Source organism: Flavobacteriales bacterium, from assembly GCA_016699575.1.
Classification (GTDB): Bacteria; Bacteroidota; Bacteroidia; order Flavobacteriales_F; family PHOS-HE28; genus PHOS-HE28.
This window is the reverse complement of sequence record CP064979.1, coordinates 3,808,500-3,823,963: the sequence shown is the minus strand read 5'-3', so window position 1 is coordinate 3,823,963 and position 15,464 is coordinate 3,808,500. Positions and strand designations below refer to the sequence as shown.

At 59.2% G+C, this 15,464-nt stretch carries 11 protein-coding genes; 1 reads left to right on the top strand and 10 read right to left on the bottom strand.

The window, feature by feature from the left end; genetic code table 11:
- Positions 1 to 355: 355 nt before the first annotated feature.
- The gene (locus tag IPJ76_15915; protein QQR86074.1) at positions 356 to 715 is read left to right on the top strand and encodes a hypothetical protein; all 360 of its coding nucleotides are present in this window, start codon (positions 356 to 358) and stop codon (positions 713 to 715) included.
- 9 nt (positions 716 to 724) lie between these two features.
- Here the strand turns inward: IPJ76_15915 and IPJ76_15910 are convergent, their stop codons facing one another.
- The 10 genes from IPJ76_15910 to IPJ76_15865 all read right to left on the bottom strand — a co-directional run bounded on the left by IPJ76_15910 (position 725) and on the right by IPJ76_15865 (position 15,444).
- Positions 725 to 931, bottom strand: coding sequence for a hypothetical protein (locus tag IPJ76_15910; protein QQR86073.1), 207 nt, complete (start codon positions 929 to 931; stop codon positions 725 to 727).
- Between the two features lie 96 nt (positions 932 to 1,027).
- The gene (locus IPJ76_15905; protein QQR86072.1) at positions 1,028 to 2,863 is read right to left on the bottom strand and encodes a T9SS type A sorting domain-containing protein; all 1,836 of its coding nucleotides are present in this window, start codon (positions 2,861 to 2,863) and stop codon (positions 1,028 to 1,030) included.
- Positions 2,864 to 2,926: 63 nt separating this feature from the next.
- A complete protein-coding gene (locus IPJ76_15900) occupies positions 2,927 to 4,438 on the bottom strand; it encodes a T9SS type A sorting domain-containing protein (protein QQR86071.1) in 1,512 nt (503 codons plus the stop codon).
- An 11-nt stretch (positions 4,439 to 4,449) separates the two neighbouring features.
- Entirely contained in the window at positions 4,450 to 5,310 is an 861-nt protein-coding gene (locus tag IPJ76_15895; protein QQR86070.1) for a T9SS type A sorting domain-containing protein, read from the bottom strand.
- A 122-nt stretch (positions 5,311 to 5,432) separates the two neighbouring features.
- Positions 5,433 to 6,965 carry a hypothetical protein gene (locus IPJ76_15890; protein ID QQR86069.1) on the bottom strand — a complete coding sequence of 511 codons (1,533 nt, stop codon included), beginning with the start codon at positions 6,963 to 6,965 and terminating at the stop codon, positions 5,433 to 5,435.
- A 195-nt stretch (positions 6,966 to 7,160) separates the two neighbouring features.
- Positions 7,161 to 8,465 (bottom strand): T9SS type A sorting domain-containing protein, encoded by a 1,305-nt coding sequence (locus IPJ76_15885; protein ID QQR86068.1) that lies wholly within the window; start codon positions 8,463 to 8,465, stop codon positions 7,161 to 7,163.
- Positions 8,466 to 8,683: 218 nt separating this feature from the next.
- On the bottom strand, positions 8,684 to 13,642 hold the full coding sequence (locus IPJ76_15880; protein QQR86067.1) for a T9SS type A sorting domain-containing protein: 4,959 nt from the start codon (positions 13,640 to 13,642) through the stop codon (positions 8,684 to 8,686).
- Between the two features lie 129 nt (positions 13,643 to 13,771).
- On the bottom strand, positions 13,772 to 14,122 hold the full coding sequence (locus tag IPJ76_15875) for a response regulator transcription factor (protein QQR86066.1): 351 nt from the start codon (positions 14,120 to 14,122) through the stop codon (positions 13,772 to 13,774).
- 72 nt (positions 14,123 to 14,194) lie between these two features.
- On the bottom strand, positions 14,195 to 14,473 hold the full coding sequence (locus IPJ76_15870) for a fibronectin type III domain-containing protein (protein QQR86065.1): 279 nt from the start codon (positions 14,471 to 14,473) through the stop codon (positions 14,195 to 14,197).
- Between the two features lie 266 nt (positions 14,474 to 14,739).
- Positions 14,740 to 15,444: an SOS response-associated peptidase family protein gene (locus IPJ76_15865; protein ID QQR86064.1), complete on the bottom strand. Its 705-nt coding sequence runs from the start codon at positions 15,442 to 15,444 to the stop codon at positions 14,740 to 14,742.
- Positions 15,445 to 15,464: the final 20 nt, after the last annotated feature.

Sequence of the window (15,464 nt, the reverse complement as noted above, 5' to 3'; positions counted from 1 at the left end):
CGCGCTGTTGGTTCGGATGCTCCGCGATCGGTAGATGTGCAACGGAGGGCGCGTCGACGCGATGTGCCTTCGGAAGAAGACCACCTACAGGTCTTCGGCGGCTTGGAAGCGGAGCCAAGCTTGGGTGAAAGGTAGGTCGTGCGGAAGGCCTTGACGGACCATGGTCAAAATAAACCAGCGTGCTGCGCGCGTTCGGGAATATTCCGTCGTGCAGGTCGGCGCGCGCACCGATCGGCGTATCTCTGTGCCAAGGGCCAACGTTGATCGTCAACTCCAGCGCGATCGATAGCAAGCGGGATCCACCCGTTTGCTCCTACCCTGCCCTTCAGCTGCCCGGCACCACGGGACGAACCCTATGCAAGCACTCCGTATCGACCCCCTCCAACGCACCGTACGTTCCATCGATGTGGCGTTGGTGGACATCATGGACATGCTGTCCGCGAACGTTATTGCCACCGTGGACATCGCCCAAGGGCATTGCCTGGTGATCGACGATAGCGAGAACGCCACGGACCATCCCATCCGTTACCGGTTCGCCGGCGACAACGAGGACCGGCCCTTCTTCGGGCCCGCGCTCATCTTCGGCATGGCCAACGGTCATTGGTCGCCCGCCACGTTGGGCGTTGCCGATGTGGATGCCCTGCTGATCTGGGAGGAATGGAGCGAGGCCGAGGCACACTTCGTTTCCCTTGCGGAAGAGGCCCAACCGGCCTGAGCCTTACGATCACTCCGACCGGTCGGCCGGTCCATTGCCCACCAGAGGCGTGCTGCCGATGATGCGGGCATCGGGGTAACGCTCCTTCCAGCGTTCGAAATCCTTCAGGGTCTTCACCAGTACTTGCGTGTCGCCGTTGAGCAGTACGCGTATGCAGCCCTGGTCCGACGCATCAGGACGCGAGAGGATCAGGTTCTTCTTGGGCCAGTTGTTCATGGTGCCGGGTGTTGGTGGAACGCCACGGGCCATGCGGCTGCGGGGTGATCTGCGTACAAGGTAGGGTTTCGGCAACGGAGCGCCGACGCGCACCGATCAGTGCACCACGTTCACCGAGCGCACGCTTGCGCCATCGTGCACCGTGGCGCGCAGCACATAGCGGCCCGGCGGCAGATCGGCCGGATCGATGCGGAACGAGCCGTTGCCCATGGCCGTGTACTGCACGGCGTGGGCGCGACCATCGGCGCCCACCATCTCGAAACGATCCACCGCATCCAACCCGTGCAGCACCACGGTGAAGGGACCGAAGAACGGATTGGGATAGGCGTAGTCCGCCTCGTCCTGTATGCTGCCCATGTTCACCATCATCACATCGCTGGTGGTGCTGGTGCCATCGGTGTCGGTTTGCCGAAGGCGGTAGTAGAACACCGGTCCGTAGGCCGTGCGATCGGTGGTGGCGTAGTGCACCGTGGTGCTGCTGTTGCCTGCGCCGGGCACCGTTGCGACCGCCGTCCATTCCTGTGCGTTCTCCGAGCGCTCCACGGTGAAGTGATCATTGTTGCGTTCGGTGGCCGTGCTCCATTCCAGATCGACCGTGTTGGGGGCCGCCCCGCGCGCGGTGAAGGAGATGAGCTCGATGGGCAGCGGCGTGGAGCCCAGGTTCGTGCTGCCCAGCGTAAAGCGGTAACCGTTCTGCAACGCGGCGGTGTTCGAGAAGCGGTACAGAGTACCGCTCACGTTGGTGGCCCCGCTGATCGGCGTTTCGTCCGCGAAGAGCCCATCACCATCGGTATCCACCAGCAAGCGCAAGTCCGTTGCCGTTACAGGGCCCAACCCGGCCATGTCGAAGGTGATGTCCACGTTGCCCACGTTCACGGCGCCCCCGCTCGAATTCACCTCGTTCACACGCCATACACGCTCCCAGCGTCCTTGCACTCTGGTGGGCAGGTCCGTGACGCCGTACGGCCCCAAGTCGCCGTTGTCGTGCCCCCACAGGAGGAATTCGTCATCGCCCAAACCGCCGTAACCGGCCTTACCGATCTGCACGATGCCTGAGCCGCGCGAATCGGTCTGCAAATTCCCGCTGCTTACCCGGCCGATCCCGGCCACATCGTGGTCGTAACTGCCGTTGATCGCCTCGTCTTGAATGTAGAGGTCGTTGGTGGCCAGGGTGCGACCGTACTTGGCGGCCAGGTAGTTGTTCACGATGATGCGCTGCGTACTGTTGAGGCGGGCGTTGAACGCGATCACCTCGGCGATGTCGCCGTTCACGTTGCGCCCGGTGGTGCTGCTCTCGTTGGCGATGTACAACGGCAGGTTGTTCACCTTGGGCGTCTTGCTCTCGTTGTCGGTGATGATGCCACCGGCGTTCTTGTACACATCGCGGCCGTTCGCGGTGTTGTAACTGTACTCGAAGACGTCGAACGACGTGGTGGTGACCTGACCACCTGCTGAACTGGGGATCGTGCGCGTATTGTCGGAGTACTTGGTCGGCGTGTGCATGTTGCCGTCGCTGTAGCTCAGCATCTCGAAGTTCTCGTCGCTGTCGTCGCCCTTCACCATCCAGGCGTTGTAGTTCTTCTGCACGTCGGCGGTCACCACAATGAAGAAGTGCCAGGCGGTGAGGTCGAGGGAGGCGTGGTCGTTCACCCACAGCTGATCGTCCGTGCCGTCGAAATCGAGCGAGGGGTAGCCGTTCACGGAGTTCAGCACGCGGGTGGGTTGCGCCGTGGGTATGGTGGTGGGCAGGTTGGCGTTGTTGCCGTTGCCCGAGCGATCGGCCCAGGAGGTCACCACGTTGCTGCTGTGCGTAACGCCGTAGTTGGCATCGAGCCAGAGCACGTTGTTGCTGCTGCTGCCCACACCACCGGGACCGGTCTGGGCCGCGGCATTGAGGCCGAGCAATACAAGAGCGAGGAGGGGAATGCGCATGGGGCTGGTTTTCGGCGGCCGGTCTACGCTGGAAACGTGGCCCGGGTTGCGCCGCACCGCCGCCTACTCTACCACAAACCTCCTCACGCCCTCTTGGGCACCGAACCGCACCGTGCATTGGTACAGGCCCGGCGACAAGTCCCGCAGCTCCACGCGCTTCAGTTGGCTCCAGGGGGCCACGCTCCCGCGGTGCACCACGCGGCCATCCAGTGCATGCACCTCCAGCGTGCCGCTGTTGGGTTGCGGTGCATACGTAATGGCGAACGCCCCCGCGTTGGGGTTGGGGTAAAGGCTCAGGTTCAGGTTCTCCGGTTGCACCACCAAGCCCACATCCAAGCTGTCGCATACGCTGCCATCCAAGGCCCCCAAGTGGTAGTTGGGGTGGTTGGGGAGGGAGTTGAACCAGTAGGTGGGGAGCGTAATGGCATGCTGCTGAATGTCGCACGCTGCGCCGAGACTGTCCGGGTAGTTGATCACATGCAGTTTGAAAGTGCTGTTGCCAGTACTGATGTAGATCTTGCCATCCCTGGCTAGGCGGGCTTCTTCGAAGAGTGTAGCGAACGGAGGAGATGGTGAATACGTGGAGTCCCATGTTGCAATGTGAGTGATAGAACCCCCCACGTCAGGAGCGTCCATATCAACTTGGTAGACATCGTACACGGACGAGACATACAGGAATCGTCCACTTGGTGAGAAGGCAACACCACCGCTACCGTCGAAATCATCGATGGCGACATGCACGTGGTCACTCATATTACCGGAACAACGATCTACGGCGAAGATGTCCAAGTCAGACCCACCCCAGTAATAGGCAAACTTGCTCCCATCCGGAGAGAAGACCGTCCGCCCGCCATCTGCTGGTCGGGCAACCCCAATGGTCTGTTCGTACGGCCCATCAATGCCGCTCGGCGACACCAAGAAACGCCAGAAGCGGTCGGAATCCACCTCATGGGCATATACCCACCAGTCCCTTCCATTGCCGTGCCGCACAGCGTCTAGTCTTCCCGCCTGTATCTCGCCTGAGAGGATGACCTCGTTCTTTTCCACGACCTCCCCAGCCCCCGAATTCAGGCTCATGTCCACAGTTGTAACGTAGAGGTTGAAGGCCGTGAAAGACGGTATGTCGTCGTAGGTACAGTGGAACAAGTAGTACTTCTCCGCATCTCCAGGGCCTGGGATGATGATTGCCGCTTGTGGTAGAAGCAGCCCACCAGGGTACCAGTTGTCGGTGTAGTCGCTGGGATTGAGGCCTGAACCGTTAAGCATGGTATCACCATCGGCTTGACCAACCACGACACCGTTCGTGAAGAACAGCAAATCACCATTGGCGTTGGTAATGTTCGCAGACGTGTGCTTCAAGTCGATGACTCTGTCGAGTTCCGAAGTGATCACGGCTGCGCCGCTGTAGAACTCAATGTCCGAGCCTCCCCAAGGAGGGCCGCTGATATGCTCAAACCCGCCTTGCCATAGGTTGTTGAGACCTTGCGGTTGCGCGACACTACAGACAACCAAGCCAAAAACAATACAAGCGCACCGTTCCCACGCGGAACTGATCGGATCAGGGAAAGGCTTCATCAGAGAACGCTCTAGAAGATGGTCACTTTGCCTTGTCCCAGTTTTTCTCCATCCATGTGCATGGTCCACTGGTACACCCCTTGGGCCAAAGTTGCAACGTTCAGTTGTGCGCGGCTGCTGTTGATGATGTGGTGCCCGACTACCTGGCCTTGCGCGTTGAACAGGACGATCTTGCCGCTGTGCCCCATGGTATCGTCCAGACCGGTCACGAGGAAGTTCAGTTGCCCGTCCCGGTTCGGATTCGGATAGACCGCTATGCCAGGCGAAACAACCTCGTCGTTCTTCACGGCAAAACCGCTCGCCACACACAACAACGCATCATCGAAATCGGCCTCCTCGTTGATCAGGGTATACATGGAACGCGCTTGGTAAACCGGATTGCCGCCAAGGAGTGGACATTGGCTCGCGATGGCATACAAGGTAGCCTCTTGCGAGGCGTCAAAGACCAATCCTTCACCGGTCAAGGCTATGGTGTTCAGGTAGATCTCGTTGACCTGCTTCGCGTTCTGTTCAATCAGCGCGCTGCTCGCCAGAGCCGCCGCACCGTTCTCAAGCAGCATGGCTTCCACCGCACGGGCTGCATCGAGATTGGCCATGGCCGTGGTGTTGTAGGTATTCAACCCTTCGACGTTCTGCTGCCAAGACGCGATACTGGCCATCAACGCGGCCTCTTGCGCTGGGCTCAGACCGCCCGCCGCCAACTGCCCCATGGCGGTTTTGATCTGGTCCATGTAACCGGCAATGGCCGTCTCGTTCTGCTGCACGCTGGCCAGCACAGGGCCGGGTACTTCGTAGAGTTCCTTGCGGGGCAGTTCCACGTCTTTCAGGTCGTCGGCCACGCTGCTCTCCGCACCTGCTCGCGCAGTGCACAACGCCCGCTGATCGCACTCGGCTGACGCTCGGCTGTGCCGAGTGTCTATCGGTCGTGGGCCTGTGGCCCCAAGTATGTTCCATGGTTGCAATGTGCTTCCATCAAACATAGGCTTGCCGTAGCCTACTCCACCAGGAACCTCCTAACGCCCGACACTGCGAGGCCACCGGCCGTGGCAGCACCAAACCGCACCGTGCATTGGTACATACCCGGCGACAAGTCCCGCAGCTCCACACGCTTCAGTTGGCTCCAGGGCGCCACGCACTCGCGGTGCACCACACGGCCATCCAGCGCGTGCACCTCCAGCACACCGCTGGTGGGTTGTGGTGCGTAGGTGATGGCGAAGGCACCCGCGTTGGGGTTGGGGTAAAGGCTCAGGTTCAGGTTCTCTGGTTGCTCCACCAAGCCCACATCCAAGCTGTCGCATACGCTGCCATCCAAAGCCCCCAAGTGGTAGTTGGGGTGGTTGGGGAGGGAGTTGAACCAGTACGTGGGCAAATCGATACCGTGTTGCACAAGATCACACTCAAGACCTAAGCTGTCCGGCTGATTAATCACGTGCAATTTGAATGTGCTATTTCCGGTGCTGATGTATATCTTACCATCTGGCGCCAATTGCGCAGCATTGAAGAGCGTGGCAAAGGGTGGTGAGGGAGAATAGGTGGAGTCCCATTCAGCGATGTGCAGGATTGAGGCCGCCACATCAGTTGCCTCCATGTCCACTTGGTAAACATCCAACACCGAAGAGACATAAAGGAAACGGCCATTGGGCGAGAACGCTACCCCAGCACTGCTGTTGTAGTCCTCGATGTCGATGTGAACATGGTCGCTGAACAGACCTGAACAGCGGTCCACCGAGAAGATGTCAAGGTCCGAAGTACCATAGTAATAGGCGAATCTGCTACCGTCCGCAGAGAAGGCTGTGCGCCTTCCGTCCGCTGGTCTCACCACACCGATCGTCTGCTCGTACGGCCCCGCCACTCCACTGGGCGAAACCAGATAACGCCAATAGCGGTCGGTGTTCACTTCGTGGGAATAGACCCACCAATCACGACCGTTGCCCTGGCGCACCCCTGAAATACCGCCAGCCTGGATAGAGCCAGTATGCAGGATCTGGTTCTTAAGCACAACCTCGCCCAGTCCGCCGTTCAGGCTCATGTCCACAACGGTGAGGTACATGAACTCGGCCTTGCTGTTCTGTATGTCGTCCAGGGTACAATGGAACAGGTAGTACCGGTCCGCATTGCCGGGATCGGGAATGATCAGTGCGGCTTGGTGGATCTGCAGCCCGGTGGGGTACCAATCGTCCGTGTAGGTGCTCGGTGCAAGACCGGTCCCGTTCTGCATTGTGTCCCCGTTCCATGTGCCAACTACCGCACCATTGGTGAAGAAGAGCAGGTTGCCCGCCGCATCGCTGATGTTGGTCGCAGTGCGGCCGAGATCGATCACGCGGTTCGGCTGGGTGAAGATGATAGGGGCACCACTCGCGAACTCAATGTCCGAGCCTCCCCAAGGAGGGCCGCTGATATGCTCAAACCCGCCTTGCCATAGGTTGTTGAGACCTTGCGGTTGCGCGACACTACAGACCACCAAGCCAAAAACAATACAAGCGCACCGTTCCCACGCGGAACTGATCGGATTAGGGAAAGGCTTCATCAGAGAACGCTCTAGAAGATGGTCACTTTGCCCTGTCCCAGTTTTTCTCCGCACCTGCTCGCGCAGTGCACAACGCCCGCTGATCGCACTCGGCTGACGCTCGGCTGTGCCGAGTGTCCATCGGTCGCGGGCCTGTGGCCCCAAGTATGTCGCATGGTTGCATAGTGCTTCCATCAAACATAGGCTTGCCGTAGCCTACTCCACCACGAACCTCCTAACGCCCTCTTGGGCACCGAACCGCACCGTGCATTGGTACAGGCCCGGCGACAAGTCCCGCAGCTCCACGCGCTTCAGTTGGCTCCAAGGCGCCACGCTCTCGCGGTGCACCACGCGGCCATCCAGTGCGTGCACCTCCAGCGTGCCGCTGCTGGGTTGCGGTGCATAGGTGATGGCAAAGGCCCCCATGTTGGGGTTGGGGTACAGGCTCAGGTTCAAGTTCTCCGGCTGCTCCACTAAACCTACATCCAAGCTGTCGCACACGCTGCCATCCAAGGCCCCCAAGTGGTAGTTGGGGTGGTTGGGGAGGGAGTTCTTCCAATAGGTCGGTAGGGTTATGGCGTTCTGAACCACACCGCACGCCAAGCCCAAACTGTCTGGGTAGTTGATCACGTGCAGCTTGTCGGTGCCGTTCATGGTACTGATATAGACCTTGCCATCAGGAGCAAGTTTAGATGCGCCGAACAAAGTCGCGAACGGCGGCTCCGGCGAATAGGTCGAGTCCCAATCGGCCACCAATTGCACCGAGCCTTGCAGATCCGTCGCTTCCGCATCAACTTGGTACAGATGAGTTACGCCGCTCAGGTAGACAAATCGGCCACTGGGCGAAAACGAAACCCCATATCCGTAGTACGCGTCCAGCACATCCACATGCCCAACGTGCATCAACGCGCCGTCGCAGCGATCCACATTGAACAGGTCCAAGCCAAGCTCTCCGGAATAGTAGGCAAGATGGTCTCCTGTTTCAGAAAACACCACCATGCCGGCATCCGGCGTTCGTATGATCCCAGCGCCTTGTGACTCTGGGCCGAACAAACCACCAGGAGTGACAAGCCATCTCAAGAATACGTTGTTGTTCAACTCGTGCACGTACACCCACCAGTCCCTTCCGTTGCCGTGGCGCACTGCTCCGATGCGGCCGTATTGCAGATCACCAGTATGGATCACAAGGTTCTTGGAGACTACTGCGCCAAGTCCACCATCCAAACTCATATCCACAATAGACACGTACTGGTAGCGGGATGTAAAACCGGGAAGGGTATCGACGGTGTTGTGGAAGAGGTAATAACGATCCGTACTGCCAGGGTCGGGGATGATCAGATTCGCTTGAAACAGAAGAAGGGCTTCAGGATACCAGTCATTGGTGTACTCACTTGGGTTCAAGCCTGAGCCGTTCAACATCGTGTCTCCATCGGCTCGTCCAACGACCACACCATTAGTAAAGAAGAGCAGGTCGCCACCGGCGTCAGAGATGTTTGCTGATGTGTGCTTTAGGCTGATCACCCGATTAGGCATTGGCGAAATCACTGCCGTACCACCGTAGAAATGAATATCCGAACCACCAAATGGAGGCCCACTGATGTGTTCAAATCCACCCTGCCACAAGTTGTTTAGGCCTTGAGGCCTGGCCGAAATCGTGACGAACAGAAAAAGCACACCAGCCACGATATGTCTATCGGCAGCACACCGCGCGATGGAAACCCGCCTGGTTATCATTTGCCCTAGAAGATGGTCACCTTCCCTTGCGCCAACCTGGAACCATTCAAGCGCACGACCCACTGATAAACACCTTGTGCCAACCTGCTTACATCCATTTGCGAACGGCTGGTCTTTATGCCTTCTTGGCTAGCCACTTCTTGGCCTTGAGCGTCGTACAACGAAACCATGGCGTTGGTCTCATTCGTTTCGTCCAACCCAGTCATGTGGAAGTTCAAAACACCATCCCGGTTGGGGTTCGGATAGACCGAAACACGCGGTGCGCTTGCCTCGACATCCTTCACGGCAAACCCCGCTGCCACGCAGATCAGCGCATCGTCGAAGTCCATTTCTTCATCGATCAGCGTGTACATGGAACGGGCTTGGTACACCGGATTGCCACCAAGGAGCGGACACTGGCTGGCAATGGAGAACAAGGCGGCCTCTTGCGCGGCATCGAAAACTAAACCTTCTCCGGTCACTGCTATGGTGTTGAGGTAGATCTCGTTCACCATCTTGGCGTTCTGCTCAATGAGCTCCGTGCTCGTGAGGGCTGACGCCCCGCTCTCGAGCAGCATGGCCTCAACTGTTCTTGCTGCATCCAGATTGGCCATGGCCGTGGTGTTGTAGGTGTCTAAGCTCTCAATGTTCTGCTGCCAAGACGCTATGCTGGCCAACAACGCGGCTTCCTGGGCTGGGCTAAGCCCGCCCATAGCCAGTTGTTCCATGGCGGTTTTGACCTGGAGCATCAACGCTTCAATCGCCACCTCGTTCTGCTGCACGCTTGCCAGCACCGGACCAGGCACCTCGTACAACTCCTTCCGGGGCTGCTCAACATCCTTCAGGCCATCGGCCACGCTGTTCTCCATCAGCGTTACGAAGTCAGCCGTGTAAGGGCCACCGCTGTAGAGGGCAGGATCCTTGAGCAGTGCCAAGTAGAGTTCATAGGCCAAGGTCAAACGCGTTTCATCGGTGTAAATGCCGTTCTGGATGCTGCCAAGCATCACCGCTTCGTCCATCTGCGCGGAACGCTGACTGCCACCGCCTTGGAAATTTACGGATGGGCATTGGGGCATGAATGTGCTGCACTCATCATTCGGCAGTCCCGTGGGAACAAACCAGCCAGCAAATGGGGAAACATTGTTCGGCACGCAGAGAGGGTTTGAGCCATTAACGCTGATCTCGTTTCCTGCAAGCGAGTTAGGGTTCACCCATCTCGCATCCCACAGCGCCGATTGCACGTTCCACATGTTGCCCTTGTGGTCCTGGCCCCCAATAAGAGAGTTCTGCGTCAGTTCTAAGCCTATCTCGTGATTACCGAAGTTGTTCCCCCGTAAGTCGGTCGCCGGGCTCCAGCCATTGAACAGCACCCCGTGCCTAGTCCAGTTCACATTGTTGCACGCCAGGTAGTTGTTGTCGCCCATGCTGTGGCGGATGCCGGCCTGGCTGGTGTGTGAGCTGGTCCATGATGAAGGGCCCTGCACATTGTTGCAGGTCAAGCGCGTATTGGTGCAGCCCCGCAGTTCAATACCGGTGCGGTTGGCCGATTCGGTGGTGAGCTCGATGTAGTTCTCGTTCACCACGTAGCCACTGGCGCTGTTGAGCCAAAGGGCTCTCCACACCGCAGCGTCCTGGCGTGTGCGTAGCATATTGTTGCGGATCTCGCTCGCGGGGTTGTTGCCGTTCATCTCAGCTACCCACACACCGGGCAGCAGGCCGTTGGTACTGGGGAAAGCGATACCGAACGTAAGGTCGTTGTTGTGCACCGACAGTGAACTAGCGCCATCGTTGAAGCGCAGGTCGATGGCGGTGCCTTGCACATCCATGGTGTTTTCACTGATGTCCACGGAGAGCCCCCCGCTGTAGCGCGCGGTTACACCGGTCACCGCCATGGGGCCTTCTATCTTGCTGAGTTGCGCGCGCAAGTCCATCCGTTCAGTCCAAATGCCAGTGCGGCAGTTGAGGAAGGTCACGGGATCGTTGGCCGCCGTGCCCCGGCCTTGCAGGTCGAGGCCGCAGTAGCCGCCGTAGCCGGTGGAGTAGATGGCCGAACCCTGGTAGAGGTTGCTACCATATGCGGGATCAGGCTTGATGTCCTCGAAGCGGGCCTCAGACACGCTGAGCGTCACATCGGCAGTAACGATGCCGTGGTTCAAATTGCGGAAGACGTTGTCGCCGTTGAGGCCGGGTGAGACTATGGACAGGTAGGTGGTATGGGCATCGATACCGGCGTAGCCGATGGACCCCGGCGTGGGTGTTTGACCGGGATACGGGGTCTTGAGCCCGGCGCCTATGGTGCGGAACGAGCATCCGCTGAGTTCCAGGGTAACGAGGTTGAAGCATCCTGCACAGGGTTCTTTGATGTAGATGCCATCGTAGTTGTTGAAGAACTCCGAGCGCTCAGCGTGAGCGTAAGAGCCGAACTCCATCCAGATGGCGTACTGGGCATCGGAGATGGAGGAGTCGAACATGCGTATGCCCGTCTGGTAGTTCATCAGATGGATGCCCTTCCACATGTCTTCACAAGCGCTGATGTGCGTATTTTCAAGATACAGGTAACTGCTGGTATTGACGACGATGATCTGCGAGCCGGTCATGGCGTGCACGGTGCAGTTGATCAGGTCAAAACCCATGTCGATATACCAATCGCCCTCGATGCGTATGGTCTGGTTGGTGTAGCCGGTTACCCCTAGCGACGAGGCGTAGGTCTCATCGGTGATGGTGATGGTGGCGGGGGTTAAAGCGCAGGGGTCAGGGCATTCGAGCGGGAACTTAGCGAGAAAGGCCTTGTTGTCGATCCCGCCCCCTTGTAACCAGTTGGGGTTTGCACCCGAGGCGTTGTAAGCGATCCCGCCGAGTTGAATGGGGGATTGCGAAACTCCGCAGATGTACACTTTGCCGGGTTCCTGTGCTGCGACCCCGGAGATCCAATCGTCGTACAGGCCGCCGTAGTAGGTCTGGTCGATGATCACACCGCCGGTGCCGGTGTCCTCCACCTCCACGAGAAAACCATCGAGCGAGCCACCGGGTGTCGGCTGGTGTCCTCCGGCGAACGCGGCGTTCTGGCAATCGGTGTCACCGATCACCATGATGGTACCGGAGCACGTCACTGACATGCCCTTTACGGTGCTATGGCACGTATTGGTCGATGAGGGCATTTGGAGTTGGGGATTCCAGACTTCTGCCGGGTTGTTGGCGTCGTTCGCGATCCGGGTCATGTACCCTTGCATGTCGATCGTCCCGTTCGGGTATGCATACCACCCCAAGTAGATCTGGTTGTTCGGGCCCACCACTACGCTGGCGTCATTGGAGTATTCCCAGTTCCCGAAGGTCAGTCCATCCCAGAACGGTGTACCACAGAACCGGGCCCAGTTGAGCGTGCCGTCGTATGCGAAAGACGAGAGCACGAGGTCGGAACCGCCGAATTGCTGCGTACCGAAGTTGATGCCCAGGTCCGCGGGGTTGATGTTGTCATAAGCCGCCGTCAGCAGGATCGGGTTCCCGTCCTGGTCCACATCCAGGTCCTTCACCAACACCGTTGTCCCGCAAGCCCCAGTGTAGAATGTCCTCATTTCCACTGTGCCGGTCGGTGAATGCCGCTCCAAGAACGCGAGGTCCTGTCCCGCACAAAGTGGGATGTCCTGGAACCCCCCAAGCGCCCCCAAGGGCAATGATGGATAAACGTTGCCGTTGGAGCCACTTCCCGCCACATAACAATAGGGGACAGCCAACGGTCTGCAATCGAACTCGACAGTATGGGCCCGGTCATCATCCAACCCGCCGATGTACATGCCCATGGTCCTACCCCCGCTAGGCGCGTCGAAATACATCAGGAACCCATCCTCGGCCAAGCTAAGGGCACCACCGTTGTAACTACTACCGCCCAAGAAGTCGATACCCGTGCTGGAAAACGTTCCGCCCACCACGGCCACCGTGTTGCCGCAAACATCCAAGTCCTGCGCGAGTTCGTTCTTGATGCCTCCTTGTATGTTGCACCAATCCAGATCGTCAATGTCCAGAACTCCGATATTATCGACGTCCTTGAACCTGGCCACCCAGATGTCATAGGTGTACGTGTTGCTATCCCAATCGTAATTCGTGAAGGTATCGTGCATGATATTGTCCCATTGACAATCGCCTGTAGCGTACATGAAGCCGTCCTCGGTTGCGACCACCGCCCAGGCGATGCTGTTGTTCGGCGTGCAGAACCACGTCCCCCACTCAATGAGGCCGATCGGATCGATCACCACAGCATGATCGCCTGCATCCTCCTGGACCGAGTACCCCACGGACCGGTGTGACCCAGCATACGCCGCGCTCACCTTCTCGCGTCCGCCGCTCTTCTCAGCATACGCCTCCGGCACGCGCTCCACAAAGCGCCCGAAGGGCAACTCGCACGTCAGTTGGTTGCCGTCCATCTTGGTGCTTGCAGCGTCCAGTCCGGTGACGTCGAAGCGTACATCGGCGAGTTTCGCTCCCTTGCTCACCACCACATCGTATTTGCATTGCCCATCGGCGGTGATGGTGAACACCACATCCGCACCGGGGAAGGCGTTCTTGTAAACCAGCTTGTCGTACACCATGGGCACTATCTGCGGTCCGCCTTTGTGGTCGGGGTAGCTGATCTTGCTCTTAGTGCCACCTTCGGCCAGAAGGCGCGCTGCGGTGCCTGCGGGGTAGATGTACTCGATGCGGTGGTGACCTCCACGCAGTTCACGCCCCTCTTCGGGCTTGGCCGCTCGGTAGGCAGCAAGCGTGTCCTTGTGCACATAGCTGATCTCGTAAACGAAACGATCGGCCATGAAGGCGATGGAGAAGTCGGGGCCTTGCCAGCGGTACAGTAGTTCATCGGCCACCTTGCCATCGGCCTTCTTCACTTGTCCCGCATTCGCAACTATGCCGCGTGGGCGTATAAGGTCTCCGAGTTGGGCTTGCGCCAACACACACGATAACAGGCTGAGGGCGAACAGCAGTTTGCGGAACATGGCTCAGGGGTTTAGGGTGAATTAAAGAAACGAAAAATCGCGATGCTGGGTGGGGGATCAGCTGGAGCCCCGCAAAAAGCCAGGACTTGTCTGACTGCCGCAATGCCACCGATCGTGCAGCCCTTCCCCTCAGCAGAGCCCGGCCCGCACGGCCACACGCACCAGGCCGCGCAGGCTTTTCACCTGCAGCTTTTCGCACAACGCTTTGATGTGGTTGCCGAGCGTGCGGCGGTGAATGTCCAGTTCGTCGGCCACTACGTCCAGCAACGGTTCCTTGTCGCTGGCCACGGCGCGCAGCACCTGCAGTTCGCGGTTGGTGAGGTCGGCAAAGCCCGGTGGAAGTCCGGCTGCGGCACCGTTGCGGCGGCCCTGCGCTTGCATCAAGCGGCGCAGCTCCCGCATGCCCTCGGTCATGAGCAGCACGGCACTCGCAATGCTGGGCTCTGAAGCCTGCGCTGGTGGGGCTTTGCGGCGCTTCATGGTCTTGGAACAGCACGGCCCGCCTGCCTATTGTGCAAGCGGGCCGCCCGGTTGGCTGCTACGGTGGAAAGTCTACGACGGCTGCACCACGGCCACATCGCTCATGGGCCCCTGCCCCACCCGGCCCACGGCGGCCACCCGGAAACTGTAGGTCTTGCTGCGGTCAAGGCCTCTCTTCAGGAAGCGGGTGGTGCTGATGATGTCCAGGATGGTGTAGTTGGCCAGCACCAGCGGATCGCCGTCGGTCCAGTAGATCACGTACGACTTGCGGTCCTTCACGCCGCCGAAAAGCAGCTTCACCTGGCCGGGCATGTTGGTGGTGATGGCGCGCAGGTTGGTGGGCGCCGACATCGCCCGCTTGGGTGACAACACCGGGTGACGCGCCCTGGACGAAGGCCTGCTCCTGGCCCTCCGCAACGGCAAGCTCATCCTCTCCTGCGACACCTTCAAAAGCCTCGACATGCTTAGCCCAGAGGAGCAGCGGTTATGGCAGGTGTGCAGGAGGGTGGATGGGGGGCAAGAGACGTTCGATAGCGCGCAGCAGTCCTGAACCCCACCGCACCGGCTGCTTCGCGCATGCCCTGCACAAGCAGCGCTCGGATGTAAACGCACATCCCTCAAGCCGCCGCATGCTCCGCTTCCATTGCTTCTTGCGGATAAGGGTCGCACATTAGCTTCACGTGGTCCAGGTCCAAGCTGGTGGACAGCCAGAACTGGTGCATGTCGGGCGGAATTATGACCGGCATCCGCTTCTTGGTGTTGTGGATCACTTCCATCAGCGGGTTGGCCTTTGTGGTCAGCACACTGAAGGTGCGATAACCCATGGCCGACTCCTCCCAGATACCGCCCAGCGTGAACACCTCCTCCTTGGTGCGGATGTCGTGCGCGATCTTGTTCGGTGTCTTGCGTCCCTCCACCGGCACGTGCTGCCATTCGGTGAACGAAGTCACGGGGATCAGGCACCGTTGGCCTTTGGCCCAAGCCTCAGCATAGGTCTTCTTCTTCTCTATGTCCTCGCTCACGGCGTTGAACGTTGCCCATTCCTTGAGCCACTCCTTGGCATACACCTCGTCCGTCACCTGCTTGGGGAGGAAGCCCCAGCGGTGCAGTTCAAGGGCATCGGGCTTGTCCTTGGTCATTACGGGCCAAAAGGGACGTGCAAAGGCCGAGGTCCGCTTCGATGCCCAAGGCGCGTCGAAGTCCGGAAGGTTCTCCAGTTCCTCGGGGTGCATGTAGCTCCGCCTGCTGTCCTCCAGCATGCGCTTGTTGTACATCCGCTCCATCTCACGGATGTCCCTGTCAAGGGTGGTGCTGTAGCACATCGGCGCCAAGCTATGTTCTG